The organism is Bacteroides sp. 3_2_5 (assembly GCF_000159855.2).
Taxonomy (GTDB): Bacteria; Bacteroidota; Bacteroidia; order Bacteroidales; family Bacteroidaceae; genus Bacteroides; species Bacteroides fragilis.
Map to the genome: position 1 here is coordinate 1 of NZ_JH636047.1, position 25338 is coordinate 25338.

A 25338-nucleotide genomic window follows, 5' to 3' on the forward strand; every position below is an offset into this window, starting at 1 on the left:
AATAAAAAACGTAAAGGGCTGAGGAAGAGGAAGGTTCTGATAATTGATTATGGAAAAGGGAAAGGTCGGGGAAGGAAAGGGACACATTATTATATTATATAGGGGAAATTTATAGGGGAGAGGGAAAAGGGGATTTGCCGAGAAAGGGAGAAGGAGAAGTGTTTGCGGGAGGAAATTGAGGAGAAAATAGGGAATTTAGCGGGAACTTGACGGAAATTAAACGGGGTTTAAGCAAAAAACTCGGTGGGACCTTGGCGGGAATTGAACGGGAATCAGACAGGAGTCAAACAAAAATTGAACGGAAGCCCGCGTTAACATTGTTAATGCGGTTGGGGAGAGATTTATTTCAGGGGCGGAAAGAACAAAGCTTTTGCATCGAAAAGACTTGTTATTTGGAAACAAAAGGCTTGATTTAACAGAGGGTTAAATCAAGTTATAGGAAGAGGAAAAACAAAAGGAGAAAAAGGATTGAAAATGAAGGAAATAGAGAAAAAAGGGGGTATTTTCTGGGAAAAGGGATAAGTGCCGGTCCGAAAGGGATAGTTGTGATTAAAGCAAGTATGGGGGCAGGGAATTTTAAAAAGCAAGGTTGGGAATGGAAGCGAGAGGAGCTTACTATTAAAACCCACAGGACATTGCTTAAAAACTAATCTTAAAAGTGCTCCAGTAGCCACTAAATTGTAGATAGTACCATTTATTTATCACATCTATTATATCCAGATTTTCCGGTGATACAATATAATTCTTTCTTTCAGTTTCAATCAAAATCCAGTTCTTATTTTGAGAAGCATAGATATAAAGGTTCTTGTGTATTTTTGAAGCATAAATACCACAATACCCCCAAACACCTTCAACTGCAAACTTACGCCACAGACCATTTCTGTCCTTTGCAGTGACGCTTCTTGCTTTCAATATATCGCACTTGGGAATTTTTCTTTTAAATCCATGATTATAAAGCACAATATCCGTATCGGTCACAATAATTTTCCGAGGAATACAAAAATAGGTTACAACCATGATAACTAACAGCAGTAATATTATGCTAATTCCTAACCAATATCCTCCACTGGCAAATACTATAATAGCTGCGATAATGAAAAGCATCGCAACAATTATGGTCTTAATAATTGTGGTCGTATTAATCGGACAGTTTGTGCTATAATATTTTTCCATAAGTACAAAGATAAAAAAAAATCAAATAGCGGTTCTTCAATCTAAAGTATTTTTTGAACCGGACCGAATTATAAACTCTCCCACTCGATTATTACTAATCCTGAAAGATGTGTTTCGCCTAGTTTTCATAATCCCCTATGTGTTAAGTGCTATAAACAATAGAACTTAAACGAACTTCAAAAAAGATGCTCCACAATAAACAAAATAAAAATTAAAACTACTCTCTCACATTGCAAACAATTTAGTTATATTTGCATTTTAAACGTATCTTATACTATAGATAAAAGAAACAAGTTCGATAAGCAGAATGCAATCTAATCATCTACTGAAAACACAAAAAAGTTTTTCAGACATATATTCTATATATTATGTGAGAATGCTTCGTTTCTCGCAAACCTATGTTATTGCGGAAGAGGATGCAGAAAACATAGTGCAAGATACCTTCCTTTACCTATGGGAACATCTGGAGTTATTGGAAGATATAGACCATCTGGATGCCTTTCTTTTTACTCTTATCAAAAACAGATGTCTGAACTTTCTGAAACATCAGTCGTATATCCAGGCCAAAACCTGTTCGCTCAAAGCAGACGAAGAACTGGAGTCTCAATTGAACCTATATGCTTTGGAACAATTTGACGAAGCTGTTTCCTCTATTTCGGAAGTAGAAAACCTGTTGAGCCGAACGATGCAAAAGCTGCCCGAACGTTGCAGAGAAATCTTTTTGCTCAGTCGCATAGAAGGATTAAAATATAAAGAAATAGCCGAACGCCTGGATATATCCGTAAACACCGTTGAAAATCAGATATCTATCGCACTTCGCAAACTCAGATCAGAACTCAAAGAATATCTTCCTTTACTGGTTTTTATCATTTAATACTTTTTTTTGTATTTCCTTTGGTGGTAAATGCATTCTCGATTGTCTTTACTATAAAACCACTCAAGGAACCATGAATGATGAATTAGAAAAATATTTCGCAGGCACCCTGTCTGCCACCGAAAAAACAGAATTTCTGAATAAACTCCGAGATAATCCGGAAGCTAAAAAAGAATTCGCACGCATGAAGGCAGTATGGGCTGTCTCCGGACTGATGGCACAGGAAGGAGACCCTCAAAAGACTGTAAGGGGTATAGCAGAGTTCGATAAACGTCTGAAACGCCGTTCTGTACATCGATTCCGTATAGGGTTCTTTAAATATGCGGCTATGATTGTTTTGCTTATTTCCACTACTTGGTTTATCGCTAACTGGTATACACAAAAAGAGCAAAAAAAACAATATACGGAGATCAATGTTCCCAAAGGGCAACGAGTGAACATGACCCTTCCGGATGGTACTTCCGTATGGTTAAGCCCACAGAGCAAAATCAAAATCCCCAATGAATTCAACCGGAAAAACCGTATGGTGGAATTGAACGGTGAAGGATATTTCGAAGTTACCAAGAATGCCAAGAAACCTTTTATCGTGAAGACACAGTTGTTCAATATACAGGTATTAGGTACCCGGTTCAACGTATTCGCCTATGCAGGAAAAGAGAGTAAGTTTGAAACCTGCCTCGTAGAAGGGCGTGTATTGGTTTATAACAAAAATAATAAAAACGAGAAAGTCTATCTGAACCCACACGAAAAAGTATCGTTAGTAAACAACCGCATGGTAGTGTCTACTTCCAACTTCGACAATGAAGAATACCTGAAGAGTGGTATTTTCAGCTTTCGCTCAAAGCCTTTCGGAGAAATCCTGAGCTATCTGACCCTATGGTACAATGTGCAATTCAATTTTACCGGAGACGTGAAACTGGACGAACGAATCTCAGGCAAAATCCGACAAAGCGAAGATGTGGATAATATCCTGATAGCCTTGCAGGGAGTATATCCTTTTAAATTCAAAAAAACAGATGATGAACATTATGAGATTTACTAAATACCCATGTCTAACCTTTTAAAACAGATCAGCGCTATGACTTAAAATATCCCCCATCCAAACAAAATAGATAGTGCGACAAAAAAGGGTGAGCGCTACCAACACTCACCCCCAAAAGAGTCAATACTATCTTTATCCATCTCGAAACAGACCTATAGTATTAATCTTTAAACGTACGACAAAGTTATGAAAAAAAACTTGTTGCAGAAATGGTATGTCCATCAACAACTTGAATTAACACATATTATACGAATTATGAAACTGTCCGTGTTCTTTATATTCGTTTTTCTCTTTCAGCTTCAGGCTGGTAACGTAAAATCGCAAGAGGTCCGTGTGACTCTTTCTAAGAGTAGCCTGACTTTCGGCGAATTGATGCGCGAAATCGAAAAACAGACTAATTATCTGTTCATGTATCGTGATGCAGAAATTGACCTTTCTCAGAAAATAGAGGTAAAAAACACCAGTGCTACGGTAAAGGAAATCCTGACAACGGCGCTCAGAAACAAAAAGTTGACGTATAAATTCTCTAATAACTACATTTCTCTTTACGTAGACAAAGAGAAAGCTCCTGAGACCATGGTCACCCAGCAGGAACGAAAAATTAAAATTAAGGGTGTAGTAATCGATCAGGTCGGTGAGCCGATTATCGGAGCCAATATCTCACTAAAGGGGCAGCCGGGAACAGGAGATATCACGGACATAGAAGGAAACTTCACATTGGAAGTGCCGGAAAAGGCTGTATTAGTAATTTCGTATATCGGATATCTGACTCAGGAAATACCTGTGAATGGAAAAGCATCTTTCAACATTCAGATGAAAGAAGATACTAAAACCCTAGATGAAGTGGTAGTTGTAGGCTACGGTTCTCAGAAAAAGCAAACTGTAACCGCTTCGGCTTCTACACTAAAAGTATCTTCACTTAAAAATGTGCCAACCGCCAACCTGGCTTCTTCACTCGGCGGACGCGTCAGCGGCGTATTGATTCAGCAGACCGGTGGCGAGGCCGGATATGACGATCCGACCATCATCATCCGTGGATCCAGTTCGCCTACTTCCTCTTCTCCCCTGATCGTAGTGGACGGCATCATCGGACGTAGCATGTCGCAACTCGACCCCAGCGAAATAGAAAGTATGACTGTACTGAAGGACGCTTCTGCAGTAGCTCCTTATGGTGCACGAGGAGCCAATGGCGTAATCCTGATCACCACTAAACGTGGTAAAAGCGGTAAAGCACAGGTAGACTATAACTTCAAAATAGGATTTGGTACCCCTACCCGTATGCCCGAAATAGCCAGTTCTTATGACCATGCCCGCTTTATGAACGATGCATGGCGCAACAAAGAAATGGACTTGGGCGAAGATCCGGGTATGTATGGCATTTATACTGAAGAAGAGTTGCAGAAGTTCAGAGACGGTTCCGACCCTTACGGTTATCCCAATACGGACTGGAACAAAGAAGTATTGCTTCCGCGTGCCTGGCAGCAAATGCACAGTCTGACAGCAAGCGGCGGTTCGGATAAGGTGAAATATTTTGCAGGATTCGGCTACGTGAAGCAGGATGCTCTCTATGGCGACACACGCACCAATAAATCAACATCCGGCTTCAACCGATACAATGCACGTGTTAATATAGACGCCAACATTGTAGACAAATATCTGAATTTATCGGCAGACATGGCTTATCGTCAGGAAGACCGGAACAGTATTGCAGGCAGTACTTCGGATGTATTCAACAATATGCACCGTAACCCGCAGACCGACCCGGGACGCTTTCCTGACGGCAACCTGGGTAAAGTGTCACTGGGTGTGAATCCTATCGGACTGGCTACCGAAGGTGGTTGGGTGAAAGACCGTAAAAGTGTATTGAACACACGCTTCATGCTGGACTTCAATGTTCCGGGACTCGAGGGCTTGAACCTGAAAGGTATTTTCTCCTACGATAAAATATTCAATAGCATCAAAAGATGGACTACTCCGGTAGACTTCTATGTATGGAACAAAATTACAGGAGAATATGACGGACATTCACCTAACCGTGAAGGTGCCGAACTAAAACAGACATACTCAACCAGTCAAGCCATGACATTCGAGTTCCAGGCAGCTTACAACAAGACCATTGCACAAGATCACCAATTGGGAGCATTATTCGTGTTCTCACGTTCGGAAGGGGCAGACGAGAATTTCTGGGCTTCACGCACAAAATATCGTATCTATTCTATCCAGCAATTGTTTGCCGGACCGGACAAAGACAAAGACAACAGCGGCAGTGCCTCCGAAACCGGTAAAGTAGGTTCGGTCTTCCGTCTGACTTACAACTACAAAGAGAAATATATGCTGGAGGCTAACGGTCGTCTCGATGGTTCGGAAAAATTCCCGAAAAGCAAGCGCTATGGTTTCTTCCCATCTGTATCGGCAGCTTGGCGCATATCGGCAGAACCTTTCATGGAACCTTTCTCCGGAGTACTCAGCAACCTGAAGTTAAGAACTTCATGGGGACGCGCCGGAACAGACAACATCGGTCAATTCCAGTATATGTCCGCTTATGGTACCGGCGGTGATGCCGTATTTGGTGGTCAGAATCCGGAAATAGCCCCGGGATATACTGAAACCCGTTTCCCGAACCCCAATATCACTTGGGAAACTTCTGAAATGTTCAATATCGGTATAGATGCTTCGTTCTTTAACGGAAAACTTAATCTGGAAGCAGACTGGTTCTATAAAAAGACAAACGACATCCTGCGCGAACGTACGGATATGCCGGCCATCCTGGGATATAAATTGCCGGCAGCCAATGTAGGTAAAGTAGACAACAGAGGTATCGACCTGAATATCACACATCGCAATCACCTGCGCGACTTCAACTATTCTATTGCAGGCAATCTGACTTGGGCTAGAAACAAAGTCATTGACCTGCTGGAGCCGGCCGGTGAGAAAAACAATCCGAGACAGCGCAGCACGGGACACTCTATGAGCCAATATTTCGGTTATGAAGCATTGGGATTATTCCAGTCGGACGAAGAAGCCAACAACTGGCCTCAACCGCAATTCGGCAAAGCAAAGGCGGGTGATATCAAATACAAAGACCAGAACGGCGACGGTATCATCGATGCGGAAGATGAAATAGCTATCGGACGCAGCAACTATCCGGAATTGGTATACGGACTCAATCTGAATGCCGAATGGAAAGGTTTTGACATAACCTTCTTCTTCCAGGGAGCAGCACTGGCAGACTTTTATTACAATGGTTACCTGGCCTTCCCATACATCGAAGGACGCGGAGGAGCCCTGCTCGAACATCACATCGGCAACACGTGGACACCCGAAAATCCGAAAGCTGAATTTCCACGCTTGTACTATGGAGGCAATGCCAATAACCAATTGTTCTCTTCTTTCTGGATGCGTAACGGTTCATACCTCCGTCTGAAAAATGTAGAAATAGGTTATGACTTCAAGAAGTTACTGTTATCCAAGGTATCGGAAATTCAGGGACTGCGCCTCTACTTCAGCGGCTCCAACCTGCTGACCTGGTCGCAGATCAAGTACTTCGACCCAGAATTGCGTTCCACCGACGGAAGCGCTTATCCTCAAATGAAAACCTTTGTGTTTGGTGCTAACATTACATTCTAAACTTAAAAATTGAAACGTGATTATGAAAAAGATAAATACAGCCCTGTTTTGCTTATTTGTATTGCTCTTCTGTTCGTGCGATGTACTGAACAAAGCTCCACTGGACGAAATAGCGGACGACTCCTTCTGGTCGGACGAAACACTGGTGAAATATTACGTAAACGATCTATATAGCGAAATCTCCGTAGACGGACTGCAACTACAAGAAAACCGCAGCGACAATTCCGTCTCGGCACAGCGTGATAAATACCGTGCAAGCTGGTTTAAGTTCAACTATGACATGGTCAGTGCTTCCGATCCGCAAGATGACGACGTATGGGAAGATTATTACGTAAAAGTACGTAAATGCAACCGTTTCTTCGAACGAATCGGTACATCGACCATCGAAGAAAGTGAGAAGTCAAGGCTAACAGGAGAAGTTCATTTCTTGCGCGCCATGTTCTATTTCGAAATGGTAAAGCGCTATGGAGGAGTGATCTTGTTGGATAAAGTGCTCACCATGGAAGATAACTGGGAAATCCCCCGTTCATCTGAGAAAGAATGCTATGACTTCATTCTGGAAGACCTCAAAAAAGCAACAGAAATGTTGCCTGCCTCGTATGGTTCGAGAGAAAAAGGCCGGGCTACCAAAGGTGCCGCTTATGCACTGAAATCAAGAGTAGAGTTGTATGACAAACGATATGAAGACGTTATCAAAAGTTGTGCCGAAGTATATAAATTGGGATATGAACTGGTAGATGGAACCACCCCGGAGAAATATCGCTCTATCTGGTGGACTACCAATAAAGATAACAAGGAAATTATTTTCGATGTACAATACAAAAGCCCGGACGTATACAACAACATGATGGTGTGTAACATGGTGACGTATATCAACGATAAATACGGTGATCGCGGATGGGGTGGACTCGGTCCTACTCAGGAACTGATTGACGCATTTGAAATGGCAGACGGTACTCCCGCTACACAATACTCTCAAGCTCCTGCCGATCAGGTATTCGATATAAACACTTGCGGTATTTACGAGGGACGGGAACCACGATTCTATGCAAACATCGTGTTCCACGGTTCGCAAATTTTCTTTAATGCAGATAAAGGTGCCGTGACAGTAGACCGCTATCTGATGGATACTCCTGACAAGGGAGACGGTTCCCTTACCGGATATAATGTCTGGAAATGGATTGATTATGACAACTATAACTATCCGTACGCAGGTGCCGGCAGCCCGGACTTCAGTACTAACTGGATCATACTCCGTTATGCAGAGATTTATCTGAATGATGCAGAAGCGCGCCTTGAAACAGGCGATGTGGAAGGCGCACGGAAAGCAGTCAATATGATTCGTCAACGAGTGGGATTACCGGACCTCACCGAATCGGATCCGGAAAAATTACGTGAATTGATCCGAAAAGAACGCCGTATCGAATTTGCCTTCGAAGAACAACGCTTCTACGACGTCCGTCGCTGGAAGATCGGCCCCGAGACACAGATCACCCTGCACGGAGTACGTTTTGTTTCTCCTACAGAATTTAAAGTTACCAAGACGGACATTCGTACCTGGAATGACCGGTTATACCTGACACCGGTACCTCATGACGAGATTGTCCGCTCCAGCGTTCTAAAACAAAATCCGGGATATTAACGATTGATTTCATCACACTTTTAAATATAGCATAATTATGAATAAGATAATTTCTATACTGATTTGCTGCTTCATTGCCGGCTGCCTCTTTGTTTCATGTGAACAACCCGACATACCGGACGTACCGAATTATGATAAAACGGAGATATTGACATTTAAAGTTTATAATCAGGATAAAGAAGAAGTCGGTACTCCTGTTATTCTTTCGGATGAAGGAGTCGTTACCATTACGGTAGATGAAGGTACCGATCTGTCTAATGTCTTTGCCACCTGCACCCTCTCTTCCGGAGCTACCTTGTCTCCCGCACTCGGAGGTTATCAGGACTGGAGCGGGCTGAACAAAGAATTTACTGTAACCTCGGCCAGTGGCAAACGTTCGAAACCATGGACCGTAATTTTCAAAACCAAGTAACCGCATAATGAAATATGTAATAATACTTATCCTCTGCATCTGCTCCTCTCTGCAGATGCAGGGTGCACTTTCCGCCTTAAAAGGCGGAAAGTCTAACCTCGCCCTCCACCTCGACGGGAAAGATAATAATGTACGGACAGGTATGGGAATATTGGAACCTTCGTGGACACTGGAATCCTGGATTAAAGGGGATGATTGCCAATGGGATAGTCTCGAAGTAATCATCGGAGGAGGAGAATATAGTGAACTGAACTGGGTGGATTATCTGCCTTTGGTTGTGAAAGAAGGCAAGATTCACTCTAGCCGTGCCAATCTCTCATCACCCCAAACACTGGATGACCAATGGCACCACGTGGCACTGACCTGTGACGGAAAGCAAACCATCCTCTATCTTGACGGTAAACAAGTAGACAAAGCTGACACGGCGACAGCTATTCTTCCCGGAGCCATCGGAGTGCATGACGTATATTATACTTTCGGGGGATTAATCGACGAAGTACGTGTCTGGCGCAGCGCACTTCCGGAGCAAACCATCCGTCGTTGGATGAACCGTCCGGTAGAAGCCACTCACCCGGCATTTAAATCTTTGTGGGGATATTATAACTTCGATGACCTGAAAGATGAAACATCTGTCAATTGGGTAGGTAAAGGACATCAGGCTTATCACATCCGTAACGGACGTAACAAATACAACGAAAAAGCTCCACTGGCACATGCAGTCCCCAACGACAACCCTGCTTTTAAAGAGTTTGACGGAAACCAACAGTTGTTCAATGCCGTGATTATCCAAAGTGAATGGGATGCTGATCAGGGAAGTAAAAACGACCAGGCGCTAAAACTGAGGATTGCCGTACAAGGTTCCAAAAACCCACTGAAACTAACGGAACTGAAACTTGACTTCACCGGAACTACCGACCTTGCAGACATTGAGCAAATCCATATCTATTCTACCGGTAGTGAAGCACGTTCCACACAGCGCAAAGAGCTGTTCGGCAACGGACATACTCCCGAACAGTCATTGACACTCCGTCCCACTCACGGAGAAGAGATTCTGCTGCAACCGGGCATCAACTATTTTCTTCTCACATTCGATGTCCGCTCCAAAGCAACTCCCGGACATACCTTATATGCCTCAGTACCTTTCTTCAAGTTGAACGGGAAAAAAATTATTCCCGAAACATCTGCCGAAGAAGTACGTAAACAAGTGACTTGCAACAACCAAACACAATCCAATATAGTAAAAGTACTCCAATGGAACATCTGGCACGGAGGTATCCATCTGGGTAACGAAGGCCAACAACGAGTACTCGATCTGATTCGAAGCAGTCGTGCAGACGTTATCATGATGCAAGAAGCTTATGGCATCCAACAAATGCTGGCAGATTCGCTAGGATACCACCTCAAGACACATTCTCTCAAAGATAACCTGGCCATGTATAGCCGTTTCCCATTGGAAGCAATCGCCTGGAGAGAACCTTTCAAATCGAATCCTGCCAAAATCACCTTACCGAATGGTAAGCGGATAATGTTTGTTGACTGCTGGTTGCGCTATGCTTACCGCCCGGAATATACTAGCGGCTATGCTGAAAAAGGTCTCGACCCCTCTGTATGGGTTGCAGAAGATTCCATATTGGCATTACCCGATATCCGAAACATCTATACCAAGGATATAGCCCCGAACCTTGAAACGGACATGCCAGTCATTGTCACCGGAGATTTTAACTCGTGCAGCCATCTTGACTGGACCGAACGGGCTAAACCATTACACCACGGATATGGTCCGGTAGCTTTCCCGGCCTCTCGTTATATGCTGGAGAATGGCTTCAAGGACAGCTTCCGCGAGAAGAATCCCGACGAAGTTGTTTATCAGGGAGGTACAGTTGCAGCCATTTACGGGCAAATGCAAATGTCCCGCATTGACTTCATTTATTATAAAGGAGGACTCAAAGTATTATCTTCCAAGATCGTACGTACTGCTCCTGAAATAGACTATGTATGGGCATCAGACCATGCAGCAGTACTGACCGTATTCGAAGTGGAATAAAAATAACAGGCACGGATGTAGCCGAAAAACAGATATTTATAATCTTGTGAAATCCGCATCATCCGTGCCTAATCTATCAGCATAAGAACACCATGCTACAAAATCACGCGTTTATAGGGTTCTTTCTGATAATCTTTTATCTTGATTTTCCACCAGTTCCAACTGCTTCCGTTAGTCGGCGAAATAATTCCCGCATCCGGATACTTGTTATAGAAATCAATCGTTTTTACCCTCTTGGGAAGTTTTGGAAACACAAGTGTCAGTAAAACAGAGCGCCCCTGACAACCTTCCACCCACAGCAATTTATTCATTTCAATGCCATGTGCTTCTTCCTGAACCGGATATTCATCACCAGTCTTGCAATCTACTATACACAATCCTTTATTGATGACTAACCAATTACGATCATAATGAATAGGTACACTCAAAACAACCAACGTCTTATCAGGCAAAGTTTCAATCTTCTGAATCTGCGTTCTTCCACCATTGTGACGAGAAGAAACAGACAGCTGATTCGCATTAAGAGTCACTTCTTCCAATTTATCAGAACGTAGAGGTCGTCCCTCTCTGTCATATTCGGCTTGACGGACAGCTGTCGGCTGAAAATTATCAACTTTCAGATTATCCAACGTCCATGCGCCTCCATTGGGCGGCGTCAATCCTTTCTCTTCCGGAAAACAATCCCGGATACTTACTGTCTTTACTTTCCGGTCAAGGGGAGGAAATACAAGAGTAAATTCCAACATTTGCCCTTCTTGCCCCACAACCCAATAAACCCGGTTTAACTCAATCCCACGGGTAACCGAACGAATACGGTAAACATCCTTCGAATCTTCGTCAACGATGGACAACCCCTTTTCAAATTGCAACCAATGCCTGTCAAAATGTATTGGAATAGCCAAAGTAACACGAGTATCTTCTTTAGACCGTTCAATGAACCGCACATATGCATTATTTTTACGTGGAGCACGAGACAATACAACCTGATCAGCCCGTAAATCGATATCCACAGTATGATTTATGTTTTGCTCCTGTGAAAAAGTTCCATCCGAGCTCTCTGCCGAAAGTGTATCCAGAGCCTTCGGTACAAAAATTGAGACTTGCGCAAGCGGCTGTCCGGCCCCGGATTGAACGATGTGAGCATCCCTTGATTGTACATAGTGAACTATCTTTGGAGTATCCAGCAATAAAAAGTCTTTCTCATTACCGGAACTGTCTACTGTTACTTCGGGTAATACGACTTTCGGAGTTTCTGCCTTTATCGTCACAGATACCATTGGCAATACGGGTTCGACCAGCACCGGACTTTCCGTAAAAGAGAATAAAGCCAATACACCTATACATAAAGGAAGCAACGCTATCTTGCGTACCCCTGCCAAACGTTCTTTATATTGATGTTTCATCATGATAAATCGTTTTTTAATTAATGAATTATGAAAACCATTTGCAACCTTCGGGCTGTATCCCATCAACTCTTCGAATAAGATGCTTTGATATTCAAATAATTCAATCTCGCCGGAAAGCAAACAACGATCCACCTGAAATTCATGGAGGGCTCGCAGTTCACGTTTTACCAGCCAGACAAACGGATTAAACCAACATAAAATAGACAAACCTTCAATAAATAAAGTGTCCCGATAGTGATGATTACGAATATGCGCCTTTTCATGAAGCAGAACTACACGCAACACTTCGCCTTCTAATTTCCGGTTGATAAAAATCATCCGGTAGAACGAGAACGGCGAAACGACCTCATTGTTACGTACGATGCAAATCCCATCGGCATCCGTAGTACAAGTTCCCCAACGCTTTAAACGCCAGATCCGCACCATTTCGACCAATAAATGCACCAAAAGGATAAATACTCCCGAACCGTATACGATCCAGGCTATTTGCCAATAATTCCACGAAACATAAAAAGGTTCTTCGACTATTTCTTCTTCCGTCTGATGCGTGACAGCTTCATTCACATCCGTCAGCATTGCTGTTGCAAGCGTATCCGGTTGTATCCCATTATTATCTATTTGCATCAAAGAAACTTTATCCGTTTGCGCTTCCTGCGCCACCACTATTTGTTCCATTTTTACCGGTTTCACCACCTCTACCGGGTAAACCGGAATACGTAACACCGATACTGCCCCGGCCAACAACACCGAAAACAGCAAATAATTCCGGCATTGGTTGAAGGGTGCTTTACGATCGAACAACAAGTAATAACACAGCCATAACACAAATGAAGCTCCTATGAAACGAAGAATAGCCCATTCGCTATAATCAAAATCGATCATACCTTATTCTTTTTTGTTTTCCTTCAGCATTTCAATCAGTTCGTCGATTTCCTGCACCGACATTTTCTCTTTTTTGGTAAAGAACGAAACCATTGCTTTCACCGAACCGCTAAAAAAGTTATCCACAACCCGATTCATAAAACGATTAGTATAACTCTCTTTTGAAACCAACGGATAATATTGATAATTCTTTCCGAAACTACGATAAGCTACAAAACCTTTGTTTTGCAACACACGCAACACGGTAGAAACTGTATTATACGCCGGACGTGGTTCTTCCAGCTCCTGCAAGATTTCATTCACAAAAGCATTTTCTTTCTGCCAAAGCACCTGCATGATCTGGAGTTCTGCTTTTGTCAATTCTTTCTGTTCATTCATACCAAGTAATTTTAGATTATACTTCTATTCATCAAGTATTTGGGATACAACCTGAATGGAATGACACAAATATATAACTATAAATATAGATATAGAACTATATTTATAGTATTTCACATATAAAAGTCATATTTAATAAAACATTCACATATAAGAAGAGGCCGCCTTTAAATAAGACGACCTCTCAGTTCAAATATACAATATAGTTAAATCATTATTTCTTTGGCAGTTCTTTCAATAAACAATCTACTGCAGCTTTCAATTGTGCATCTTCACCCTTCAACGAAGCGGCAGGCTCGTTATAGATCAACACATCCGGTTCAAGTGTATGGTTTTCCAGATAATTACCCTGCATATCCATACAACCTACCTGCGGAATGCCAAATACAAGACTCGGATCGATCTGACGTTCCCACCACACAGCTGTCATAGTTCCGGCCACCGGAGTACCTACAAGTTTGCCGATACCTAATGTTTTGTAAACATATGGAGTACCATGTGCATTACTATAGTTATCTTCACAAACCAGCATACACGAGGGCTTCAGCCATTTATTGAACGGATCGCTACCAATATACTGTCCGCGGGGAACAAAACGCTGATATTCTTTTCCACTCAGAAGCGTCACCACATCATCGTGCAACCAACCACCTCCATTATGACGGACATCTACGACTACAGCTTCTTTATTACGGTAGCGTCCCAATAATTCAGAATACATCTTACGGAAACTTTGGCTGTCCATACCTTTAATATGCACATATCCCAAACGGCCACCCGACAATTCTTCTACTTTCTTGCGATTACGTTCTACCCAACGTTTATACAATAATTCACGCTGCGCGCCATAACTGATTGCTTTCACAGTCTCTTCAAAACGCTTTTTTGTAGCAGGATCATAGACAGAGAGCAGCACCTTGCGTCCCACTTTCCCCTCAAATAACGGGAAATAGTCTTCACCTTTCTTAATAAGAGTACCGTCCACTTTCTCGATAATGCAACCCGGCTTCACATCCGTCTTTTTCAATGTAAAGGGACCTTGCTCGATAATTTCTTTTATTTTTAACCCATCACCGTTATATGTATCGTCATAGAATACACCCAGTGCTGCTGTTGCTAATGCACCTCCTGCACCGGAATAACGGGCTCCGGTATGTGAAGCGTTCAACTCACCAAGCATCTCACTCAGCAGTTCGGCAAAATCGTAGTTATTATTGATATATGGCAAGAACTTTTCATAGCTCTTCTTATACAAAGGCCAATCTACCCCTTGCAGATCTTTCACATAAAACTTATCATCGACCTGCTGCCACACATGATCGAAAATATAAGCACGTTCGCCACCCGGCTGATAATCAAAGAAAGATTCAAATGCAATCGGTGTTGTTTTACTACCGGCTATCTCAATTTTCTTCATACCCCCACCGGTACACATAAAGATGTTCTCACCTTTTTTATCGGGCAATAACGAACCGCCTCCAACACCTTTCAACAGAATCTTGGTAGAATTCTCTTTCAGATCATGTTCCCACAAATCATAACCGCTTTCAAAAGCTGCCAGATAATAGAGTTTATCACCTTTCGGTGTCAATACAGCATCACCCATGAAAGAAGAATTGACGGTCAGGCGTACAATACGGTCAAACCGATTGTCGAGATCGAACTTCAAAGGTTTCACCTCTTCTTTCTTTTCTTCATCCCCATCTTTCTTGTTTTTCTCTTTGCCGTCTTTTTTCTTATCGTCTTTTTTATTCTCTTTCTTTTTCTTTTCTGCTTTTTCTTTCTCGGCCTTTTCAGCTTTCTCTGCCTCTTCAAGCAAAGCAAGATCTTCCTTATTCATGCGGAAACGGTCGTAAGCATCTACATCGAAGAACATAATGTAAGCATCGTACTGAGCGCCCCAACTACCATGACTGCGATAGCCTGCACGGTCACTGAACCACACCATTGCTTTACCACCCAACACCCATTTTGCATTTCCATCCGAATATCCACTCTCGGTCAGATTGTGCATTTCTCCTTTACCATCGGCATTCAGAAGCACAATGTCTTTATTATTCCAACCACCGATACCTATAAATTCAGAAAGAATCCATTTACTATCGGGACTCCACTCAAACCACTGATCACCATCACTATAAGAATACTGATATTGTGCATCCATCACAGTACGTACCTTCTTAGTCTTAAGATTGATGACGCGGATTGCCGTACGATTTTCAAGAAATGCGATTTCTTTTCCGTCCGGACTATACTTCGGATTGAATGAAGCGACATCCGAATTAGTCAGACGTTCTTCTTTCAATTCCGTAGCATAAGTGAACTGTTTTTCGTCTTTCCGTACGATAGTCGAAGTATAGAGTTGCCAGAGTCCGCCACGTTCCGAAGCATACACCAGAGTGCGCCCATCGGGTGCAAAATCAATACCCCGTTCCTGGCAAGGTGTGTTCGTAACCTGTTTAGTAGTCTTATATTCCACCGAAGTGACATACACATCTCCTCTCAGAATAAAAGCAACTTCCTTACCATCCGGAGAAACAGCCATCTCAGTAGCCCCACTGGTCTTAATCTGGCGAATCAGCTCTTTATCATTTCTATCGGACAGAATCTTTACAGAAACTTTCTGCGGTTTACCGCCGGGAGCCAACGTATAGATCTCACCATCGAAACCATAACAAAGGTTACCGTTGGAAGCCATACTGAGAAAGCGCACCGGATGTTGCTTGTGGTGAGTCACTTGCTTGGATGTATCCGAACCGGGAGTACGCTGGTAAACATTAAACGTTCCATTCTCTTCACTCAGATAGTAAAATGATTTTCCGTCCGGTGCCCACACCGGTTCACGGTCTTCACCAATGAAAGTAGTCTGTTTTTCGTAGCGCGGAGTCTGTCCCGGCCGGAGCATCCAGATATCACGGGCAATCGGTGACTTCTGATGCTTGCGCCAGTAATCTTCGTATCCTTTCTTGTCCTGATAAAGAATTGTTCCTTCTTTATTTATAGAAATACATTCCATCGGCATGGACGAGAACATTACAGGACGTCCGCCCGAAACCGGAATCTGATATATCTGCTGAAATTGTCCGTTTGAAGGGAATCCGGCATCTTCGGTAGAAGGCATGATATCGGCAGTAAATAAAATATGTCCGGCATCAGTAAAAGCAACCGGAGTTTCGCCCCCCGAAAAAGTTGTCAAACGGCGAGGCTCTCCACCGTCTTTCGACACAATAAATACGTCCATACTTCCCATGCGGTCGGAAGCAAAAGCAATCTGCTTACTATCAGGACTCCAAATCGGTGTCGTATCAAAAGCTGGATTGGTAGTGATTTGCGTAGCCTTGCCACCGGATACGGGGACTGTAAAAATGTCACCTTTGTAGGTGAATGCAATGGTAGTTCCATCGGGAGAGATAGCACAATGACGCATCCACAACGGATTCTCTTGTGCCCAAAGTGCTCCGGCAAACAGAAGGGCCACAGCACTCATGAAGAGTTTTTTCATTTTGTATTATTTAAGCATATTAAAAAAAGCAAGACCCCACAGCCCTTGTAAAAAGAGTTGTGAGGCCTGCATATTCTATTTTCAGATTAAAAATCCGGCATTCAGATTAGAGAGCGCCAACTTCTTTCAAAGCAGCATTTGTTTTGTGAACAGCAGCGGCACTGGCAGCAAATTTAGCTTTTTCATCAGCATTCAGTTCCAGTTCAACGATTTTTTCGATACCGTTTTTACCCAGAATTACAGGAACACCGATGCAAAGATCAGATTCGCCATATTCGCCTTCAAGCATTACTGAGCAAGGAACCATCTTTTTCTGGTTGTGGATGATAGATTCTACTACATAAGCTCCTGCTGCACCCGGTGCATACCATGCAGAAGTACCCAGCAACTTAGTCAGAGTAGCACCACCTACCATAGTAGAAGCAACTACTTCGTTCAGTTTTTCTTCGCTCAGCAATGTGCTAACCGGCTGTCCTTTGTAAGTAGCCAGACGAGCCAACGGAATCATAGTAGTATCACCGTGACCACCGATCACCATACCTTCTACTTCGTTTGCGTTGCAACCTAAAGCCTGAGACAAGAAATATTTGAAACGTGAGCTATCCAAAGCACCGCCCATACCGATTACACGGTTTTTCGGCAATCCGAGTGATTTCAATGCCAAGTAAGTCATTGTATCCATCGGGTTAGAGATAACTACGATGATTGCGTTCGGAGAGTATTTCAAAAGATTTTCTGCTACTGATTTTACGATACCAGCATTTACACCGATCAGTTCTTCACGAGTCATGCCCGGTTTACGAGGAATACCAGAAGTGATCACAACCACGTCAGAGTTAGCAGTTTGAGCATAATCATTTGTGCAACCAACGATTGTTGTGTCGAAACCCAACAACTGAGCAGTCTGCATCATATCCATTGCTTTACCTTCTGAAACGCCTTCTTTTACGTCCAGCATTACTACTTCGTCTGCCACTTCATTGAAGGCCAGTACATTTGCACATGTAGCACCTACGTTACCTGCGCCTACTACGGTTACTTTTGACATAATACTTATATTTTAATAAAGTTGATAATTAGTTCGTATCGTTTTCGTGACGACAAAAGTACAACGATAATCGAAATTAAAGAAATTTTTCCATAATAATTTTAGTTAAAGAAAAGTGAATAGACTGTGTTACTCTGTATTGAAATGATTACTTTTGCAGCGTTTTATCATTCAACCTTATAGAATATGAATAAAAAGAATCTGCTGATCATTGCCGTATCTGTTCTGGTGCTTGCACTCATCGGTCTTACCTATCTGTTATTCTCTGAAAAACAGACTAACCGTGAACTGGTTCAGGAATTCCAACTGGATAAAGAAGACCTTGAAAATGAATACACTCGCTTCGCACAGCAATATGACGAATTAAAACTGACCGTATCGAACGACTCTCTGGCAGACTTGCTGGCCCAGGAACAGGTCAAAACGCAACGCCTTCTTGAAGAGCTCCGTACGGTAAAGAGCAGCAATGCCACAGAGATAAGACGCCTGAAAAAAGAATTGGCAACACTAAGAAAAGTAATGATCGGTTACATCAATCAGATTGACTCACTAAACAAACTGACTGCCCAGCAAAAGCAAGTAATAGCCGAAGTAACGCAAAAATACAATGCCGCTTCACGACAGATCAACAATTTGTCTGAAGAAAAGAAAAACCTCAATCAAAAAGTTACGTTAGCCGCCCAACTGGACGCAACTAATATCTGGATTGAACCTCGTAACAAACGTGGCAAAAAGGCTAAAAAAGTAAAGGATATCGTGAAACTGGCCATCGGCTTCACCATCGTAAAGAATATCACAGCCGAAACCGGAGAGCGTACACTTTATATCCGAATCACCAAGCCTGATAATGATGCGCTTACCAAGAGCCCGTCAAACACATTCCCTTACGAAAACCGTACGCTGACCTACTCCATCAAAAAATATATCGAATACAACGGAGAAGAACAGACCATCAACGTATTCTGGGATGTAGAAGAGTTCTTGTATGCCGGTGCCTACCGGGTAGATATTTTTGCTGACGGAACGATGATTGGGTCGCAGAAATTCACATTGGACTAAAATTTTAAAAACATATACTTTAAAGAGGATGTGCCAGAAGCCGGTCACTTAATAACCGGTTTCTGGCACATCCTCTTTATTACTTTAATTCTATCTCATTGAATGCTTTCCATTTCAACAACTCAGGATAGTGGTGATACGACTATTTTATCCCCTTCCACTATGAATCTCGCAATTTGCAAATCATTCAAAACATTTAATATTTCCCCGACAGGAAGGTGACGACTGGCAGAAAAATAAATCCGTTCCTCCAGCAAAGAATGGGAACGGAAAACAATATTTGTGTTATACCAAGCCCCGATTTCCTGCATAACATATCTCAGAGTGACATTATCAAAGATAAACAGACCTTCTGTCCAACTCTTTTGCATACAGATATCAGCCTGAGAAATACAGATATCACCTACTCTATCCAGATAAACCTGTTCACCCGGCTTTATCTTACAGGCTTTCGTATTGGCTTTATCACTGACTTGCACCGAACCTTCATACAGCACAACTTTAGAAGTCGTACCACATCCATAGGAATCAACATCAAATACCGTGCCCAATACACGCGTTTGTAAACTCCCGGTTTCTACAATAAAGGGATGTAAAGTATCTCTTTGAACATTAAATCTCGCAGCACCTTCCAACATTACCCGCCGAAGATCACCGGTAAACGCTTTCGGGTATTCCAAGCGGCTATTGGCGTTCAACAGCACTTCAGTACTGTCAGGCAAATGAATAGTAATAGTGGTAGCGGGTGGCGTTCTGACTGCAATGATCCCTTTATCCTCTGTCATCACCAATTTATCAGGCGAATTTACAGAAGCAAACACTTCGACTTCTTGGGATAGAAAGTTTTCCTGAGAAAAGCCCCAAAACAAAAGTAATGCCACGGAAGCAACTGCTGCAAAGCCGAATACCAAAGTTCGGACTCTTTCCTGCCGTCGGCGAGAGGCAAACGCCTGCCAAGCGGTTTCCGTCTCTTCAACAGAAGACAGGTCACCAAGAGCCTCTCCGAAAAGATTTTTGAGCCTACGGGAGGCTATATCGTTTTTATTATCCTCTCTCTGTTCCATTTGTTTCCTCCTTTCCGTTCATTTCATTACGTAAAATCCGTAAAGCTTTCGAAATATGTTTCTTCACCGTATCCGGACTTATTTCCAACCGTTCTGCAACTTGCCGATAGGTCAGTTTCTCCCAATAACAAAGTCTCAAAATGGTACGCGTCGGTTCCGACAGACTGCAAGCAATCGTTTCCGCTTGCTGCAACTGTGCCTCATGCTGCCGATATCCGGTATTCACATCCATCCGGGTCACCTCACGTAAAGTATCCAAATGCTGCTGTTCCACACGCAGGTGCTTTAACCGATTCAGGCACGTATTACGTGTAGCTGTATAGAAATAAGCGTTCTGCGTTTCCGCCTCCAGTCTATCAAAACATTTCCAAGCCTCTTCCATCACTTCGCCAACAATATCCTTCGCTTCTTCCCGATCGCTCATTAGCTGAATGGCATAACGCAACAGGCGGGGATATATCTCCACAAACAATTGCCTGAAGCGTTCTTCCCGTGAAATATGTCCACGAAACCGGAATATCGTTAATTTTGCCATAAGCCGACAAAATTAGCGATAATTCTTTTATCAGGCAGACTAAAGGCGCTGCTTTTCACTCTGCCCCGCACCGGTACCTTTATACTTACTCTTAGTTGCATTAAATTTATAAGATATCTGAATACCAAAACGTTGATTATCATTATATGAACGGGTCAGTATATGACTTCTGACTCCATATCCATCCATATAATGATAACGGGTATGAAAAATATCATCGGCTGTAAGTGTTATCATCAGAGCATCTTCCAGAAATGATTTCGACAGGCGGGCATTTACCGTACCCTCCCTGTGTATCAAAGAATAACTTTGTTTGGCGGCTGTCGAGATATTCCCGTTCACATTCAAAAACCAACCATCAGGAAAAGTAAAACTATTATCAAGTTCAAAATAAAACTGAGGTTCATTCCAATGCCGGGTTATCCCTAAAGAACGAACATCGGCATCATAAAAATACATGCCTCCATTCAATTGCGGTTGCCAACACCCGATTTTAGGAGAAACATTAAGATTCATCCCATAAGTATCTGTAGTAGGTATGGAAGCCATGGTAAACAACAACACTCCCGGATGGGTTTCATCATTATAAGGTTTGAGGAACCTCGTATATAAATCCAATGTTCTATCAAAAAAGAGATTTACAAATGCCCATCTTGATCCGGCATCCAATATAAAGACATGGTGTTTTTGTGGAACCAGTAAGGGATCTCCGCTACGATACATATATTTACTTGAATATGTAATTGAGCTTGAAAGCATGTGATAGTCGGGATTATTCCTTATTAAGCGATAAGAAAGGGATGCATGCCAACCTTTATCTTCATATCCTACTAAAGCGACAGGAACTATATCATTATACACCGGACTTTGTTCATCTTGGTGAACCCCATATTCATAATAATCCGTTTTTTGATGTTCATAACGCAGCCCCACAGCAACATTGAATTTATCCAAATGCAGCGAATAATCGGCAAACACAGAATAAATAGACTGTTTGATATGATCATCGGCGTTGTCAGAAAAGCCACTTTGAACAAATACGTCGTGCCTGTTCGTAAACGTTTCCTCGGTACCAAACGACAATGTCCCTTTTCTGAAAGATCGTTTTACAACCATACGCATAGCATACAGATAGTTCCGGACTTCATTTTCAGATTGAGCGGCTTTATCATCATTGTTGAAAACTTCATTCGTGGAATTATTCTTTCCCAATAAATAATCAGCATTGAAATCCACATTCCATTGGCCGAACACCCCATTATAGTATCCATTCACCGAATGAGTCCAGGTAGGATAAGTATGTGCATGCTGCAAAGAAGATATTTCTTCTATCTTTTCACCATCCTTATACACAAAATTATTGCCAAGGTTAGTCCGATTCACAGAACCGACATTTGCACCCGGCATATATCGAGCACCCAAAGAATTCTTGTCATCCAACTCATAGTTGAAACCTACCTCACCGGAGAAATAAACAGCTTTATGAAAACTGGCAGCTCCTCCTTTGACCTCCCATCGGGAAGAAGCGTCAGTTTCCTGATTTAAGATTGATTCCTGATAATAATTTCCATGTTTCAAGTCACCTTTCACAAATAAATCCAATCCACCCGTACGGTAATTCAAGTATAGATTCTCACTGGCATTATAGTCATGTCCCTGAGAAAAAACACCTCGAAAACCACTGCTTATCCCTTGTCCTCGCCGACGGATCGTGCGGATACGAATGACTGAAGATACATCCGAACCATATTCCACTCCTGGTGTAGTAATCACTTCCGCCGATAAAATATCATCGGCACGCAAACGTTCCAATTCCCCCTGATCACGTATCTTACGGCCATTGATGTAGATAACAGGGACCCCGTGTCCCAGAACCATGTATTCCCCTATCCCTCCCGTTACAAAAGGAAGATGGGATATCATTTCCGCAGCAGAACCCATTTTAGCTAAAGGAGTACCAACGACATTAGCCAATAAGCCATTATCTTTATGTACTATTAAAGGATGATCGACACTAATAACCACTTCTTTCATTAATTGGGTATCGGAAAACAGACATACTTTATTCATTGCACCGCAAGGTTGGATTTTAGTCTGATAACCGATGTAGGACGTTTTCAAAAGATAATCTCTCCCTTCTTCACCCGGTATCCGGAACGAACCATCCTGATTCGTAACTACTCCATTCACAAAAGCAGAGTCTGCTTTGTCCAGCAATAGCACATTGGCGCAAACTAACGGTTCATTGTTTTCATCAATCACACTTCCTCGAATAGTTGTCAAGCGTTTGTCAATGCTCCCTTTCTGAATGACAAAATAGTTTTCTCGTTCTTTATAAATGAACGGGGTACTTTTCAGAACGATGGAAAGTGCTTCCGATTCGTTTCTTTGATGGATAGAGGCAGTGACATGGTAAGTCTCAGTCTCGTTATAGGAAAAAATGATATGCTTCTCCCCCGCTTTCTCAATCAGTTTCAAAACAGCAGGCAGTGGCTTGTTTCTAAGTTCCAACGTGATTTGACCGGTATTCTGAGCCGAAAAAGGACATGCGCACAATAATAATACCACAGCCATCCAGCCTCTTCTGTCGTGTATTCCCCAATTCATTGTTTTTCTATTTTTTAATTAGTTGTTTATTATACTACAACCAAAGTATGCAATCGGGTACGCAATATTACAAAAAAATAATCCGGAAAGACATGATCAATCCGTAGTTGATAAATAAGCAAGTATACAGGCTTTCAGCCTGCTAAGTCTTATTGGATAGAGAAAAGGCATGATAACACTTAAATGTATGAAAAACAAGATATTCAAAGCACTAAATTCTTGCAGGGAGAAGATTTGCTTTAACACAGTGTTAAAGCTTATGTTTTAAATCTAGACAACAAGTCATTTACATGCAAAAGGTTTGTTATTTACATTCGAAAAAGGAGAGACCTCAAGATGACGTTAACAATGTTAATTGAAAAGCAAGAATACATCACCCGGAATTCAAATACAGCACTATATAACAAAAAAAATTAAATCGTTTTGCTTTTTAAGATTAACCCTTTATATTTGCATCGTTGTTTATGCAATTATTGTTTCTTGTCCTAACAAGGATAACAAGAACAAAACCGGATAAACAAACAGCTCGCAAGCATTGTTCTTTTAAATGAAGTATCACCTTTATAATGTATAAGATGCGATGAAAAAATTACTGTTTCTGTTTTTTCTCCTAACAACTCCCTTTTCCCTGAAATCACAGGGGATTCTATCCTTAGATAGTTGCCGTGCATTGGCCATTGCCAACAATAAAGAGTTGCTGATAAGCGGAGAGAAAATAAATGCTGCACACTACCAAAAGAAAGCAGCCTTTACCAACTACCTGCCTAACTTCTCCGCCACAGGAGCTTACATGCGCAACCAAAAGGAATTCTCATTGCTTAACAATGACCAGAAAGCGGCTCTATCCGGCTTGGGTACAAGTGTGAGCGGTCCGTTGCAACAAGCCGCCCAAGTCATCGGACAGCTGCATCCGGAACTGGCCCCCATGCTTTCACAATTGGGAGGAGCCATTGTCCCGGCGCTCAACGAAGCCGGAACTGCAATTGTAGACGCATTCCGCACCGATACCCGAAATGTATATGCAGGAGCCATCACCCTCACCCAACCGTTATATATGGGTGGCAAGATACGTGCATACAATAAAATCACCAAATACGCCGAAGAACTGGCTCGTCAGCAACATAACTCGGGTATGCAGGAAGTGATTCTCAGCACAGACCAGGCTTACTGGCAGGTTATTTCCTTAGTCAACAAGAAAAAACTTGCGGAAAGTTACCTGAAGCTATTACAAAAACTGGACAGTGATGTAGAAAAGATGATTGCCGAAGGAGTAGCCACCAAAGCGGACGGCCTGTCGGTTCGGGTAAAAGTAAACGAAGCCGAGATGACACTGACAAAGGTAGAAGACGGATTAAGCCTTTCCCGCATGCTGCTGTGTCAACTGTGTGGCATCGACCTAAGCACTCCGATTGTTCTGGCTGACGAACAAGTAGACGATCTTCCGCTGATTCCGGCTACTACCAACTTTGAGATAGAAACAGCCTACGCCAACCGCCCCGAGATCCGCAGTCTGGAACTGGCTGCCAAAATCTATCAACAGAAAATAAACGTGACCCGTTCGGAACATTTGCCTTCCGTGGCACTAATGGGAAATTACATGGTCACCAACCCATCTGTATTCAACAGTTTTGAAAACAAGTTTAAAGGCATGTGGAATGTAGGCGTTATGGTTCAGTTGCCTATCTGGCATTGGGGAGAAGGCATTTACAAAGTGAAAGCGGCCAAAGCCGAAGCACGTATCGCCCAATACCAACTGGAAGATGCCAAAGAGAAAATCGAGTTGCAAGTCAATCAATCGGCTTTCAAAGTAAACGAAGCCGCAAAGAAACTGGCTATGGCCCAAAAGAACCTTGAAAAAGCGGATGAAAATCTGCGTTATGCAACTATCGGATTCGAAGAAGGTGTGATCGCTCCCAGTAATGTACTTGAAGCACATACCGCCTGGCTGTCGGCCCAATCGGAAAAGATAGATGCACAGATTGATGTAAAATTGACAGAAATCTACTTGCAAAAGTCACTGGGAACGCTCAAATAAGGTCAACG

General features: G+C 42.5%; 16 protein-coding genes. 8 read left to right on the plus strand and 8 right to left on the minus strand.

Going from position 1 to position 25338, the window contains the following annotated elements; all coding sequences use genetic code 11:
• Positions 1-639: 639 nt before the first annotated feature.
• Complete coding sequence (locus tag BSHG_RS00580; protein ID WP_032497521.1) at positions 640-1173, minus strand: PH domain-containing protein; 534 nt, start codon at positions 1171-1173, stop codon at positions 640-642.
• 307 nt (positions 1174-1480) lie between these two features.
• Here BSHG_RS00580 and BSHG_RS00575 point away from each other — a divergent pair, with 307 nt between their 5' ends.
• The 6 genes from BSHG_RS00575 (at position 1481) to BSHG_RS00550 (ending at position 10814) form a co-directional block, all read left to right on the plus strand.
• Entirely contained in the window at positions 1481-2047 is a 567-nt protein-coding gene (locus tag BSHG_RS00575) for an RNA polymerase sigma-70 factor (protein ID WP_005799168.1), read from the plus strand.
• A 73-nt stretch (positions 2048-2120) separates the two neighbouring features.
• Positions 2121-3089, plus strand: a complete 969-nt coding sequence (locus BSHG_RS00570; protein ID WP_005791673.1) for a FecR family protein — start codon at positions 2121-2123, stop codon at positions 3087-3089.
• A 186-nt stretch (positions 3090-3275) separates the two neighbouring features.
• Positions 3276-6716 (plus strand): TonB-dependent receptor, encoded by a 3441-nt coding sequence (locus BSHG_RS00565; RefSeq protein WP_005791675.1) that lies wholly within the window; start codon positions 3276-3278, stop codon positions 6714-6716.
• A gap of 22 nt (positions 6717-6738) precedes the next feature.
• Positions 6739-8358, plus strand: a complete 1620-nt coding sequence (locus BSHG_RS00560; RefSeq protein WP_008661685.1) for a RagB/SusD family nutrient uptake outer membrane protein — start codon at positions 6739-6741, stop codon at positions 8356-8358.
• Between the two features lie 37 nt (positions 8359-8395).
• Positions 8396-8770 (plus strand): hypothetical protein, encoded by a 375-nt coding sequence (locus tag BSHG_RS00555; protein WP_005791682.1) that lies wholly within the window; start codon positions 8396-8398, stop codon positions 8768-8770.
• A gap of 7 nt (positions 8771-8777) precedes the next feature.
• Positions 8778-10814 carry a BNR-repeat neuraminidase N-terminal domain-containing protein gene (locus BSHG_RS00550; RefSeq protein ID WP_008661687.1) on the plus strand — a complete coding sequence of 679 codons (2037 nt, stop codon included), beginning with the start codon at positions 8778-8780 and terminating at the stop codon, positions 10812-10814.
• Positions 10815-10909: 95 nt separating this feature from the next.
• Here BSHG_RS00550 and BSHG_RS00545 read toward each other — a convergent pair whose 3' ends face one another.
• The 4 genes from BSHG_RS00545 to mdh form a co-directional block, all read right to left on the minus strand.
• On the minus strand, positions 10910-13102 hold the full coding sequence (locus BSHG_RS00545) for a M56 family metallopeptidase (RefSeq protein WP_008661689.1): 2193 nt from the start codon (positions 13100-13102) through the stop codon (positions 10910-10912).
• Positions 13103-13105: 3 nt separating this feature from the next.
• A complete protein-coding gene (locus BSHG_RS00540) occupies positions 13106-13480 on the minus strand; it encodes a BlaI/MecI/CopY family transcriptional regulator (RefSeq protein WP_005791690.1) in 375 nt (124 codons plus the stop codon).
• A gap of 214 nt (positions 13481-13694) precedes the next feature.
• On the minus strand, positions 13695-16982 hold the full coding sequence (locus BSHG_RS00535; protein WP_008661691.1) for a S41 family peptidase: 3288 nt from the start codon (positions 16980-16982) through the stop codon (positions 13695-13697).
• A 106-nt stretch (positions 16983-17088) separates the two neighbouring features.
• A complete protein-coding gene (gene mdh / locus BSHG_RS00530; protein WP_005791692.1) occupies positions 17089-18030 on the minus strand; it encodes a malate dehydrogenase in 942 nt (313 codons plus the stop codon).
• Between the two features lie 186 nt (positions 18031-18216).
• Here mdh and BSHG_RS00525 point away from each other — a divergent pair, with 186 nt between their 5' ends.
• Complete coding sequence (locus tag BSHG_RS00525) at positions 18217-19089, plus strand: hypothetical protein (protein ID WP_005791694.1); 873 nt, start codon at positions 18217-18219, stop codon at positions 19087-19089.
• A gap of 122 nt (positions 19090-19211) precedes the next feature.
• Here BSHG_RS00525 and BSHG_RS00520 read toward each other — a convergent pair whose 3' ends face one another.
• Genes BSHG_RS00520 through BSHG_RS00510 form a run of 3 tightly spaced genes read right to left on the minus strand, consistent with a single transcriptional unit; the run spans position 19212 to position 23295 of the window.
• Positions 19212-20153, minus strand: coding sequence for a FecR family protein (locus BSHG_RS00520; RefSeq protein WP_008661692.1), 942 nt, complete (start codon positions 20151-20153; stop codon positions 19212-19214).
• A complete protein-coding gene (locus BSHG_RS00515) occupies positions 20134-20688 on the minus strand; it encodes an RNA polymerase sigma-70 factor (RefSeq protein ID WP_005791699.1) in 555 nt (184 codons plus the stop codon). Before BSHG_RS00515 ends, BSHG_RS00520 begins: the two co-directional genes overlap by 20 nt.
• Before the next feature lie 39 nt (positions 20689-20727).
• The gene (locus BSHG_RS00510; protein ID WP_008661694.1) at positions 20728-23295 is read right to left on the minus strand and encodes a TonB-dependent receptor family protein; all 2568 of its coding nucleotides are present in this window, start codon (positions 23293-23295) and stop codon (positions 20728-20730) included.
• A gap of 580 nt (positions 23296-23875) precedes the next feature.
• Here BSHG_RS00510 and BSHG_RS00505 point away from each other — a divergent pair.
• Positions 23876-25330: a TolC family protein gene (locus BSHG_RS00505; RefSeq protein ID WP_008661696.1), complete on the plus strand. Its 1455-nt coding sequence runs from the start codon at positions 23876-23878 to the stop codon at positions 25328-25330.
• Positions 25331-25338 lie beyond the last annotated feature (8 nt).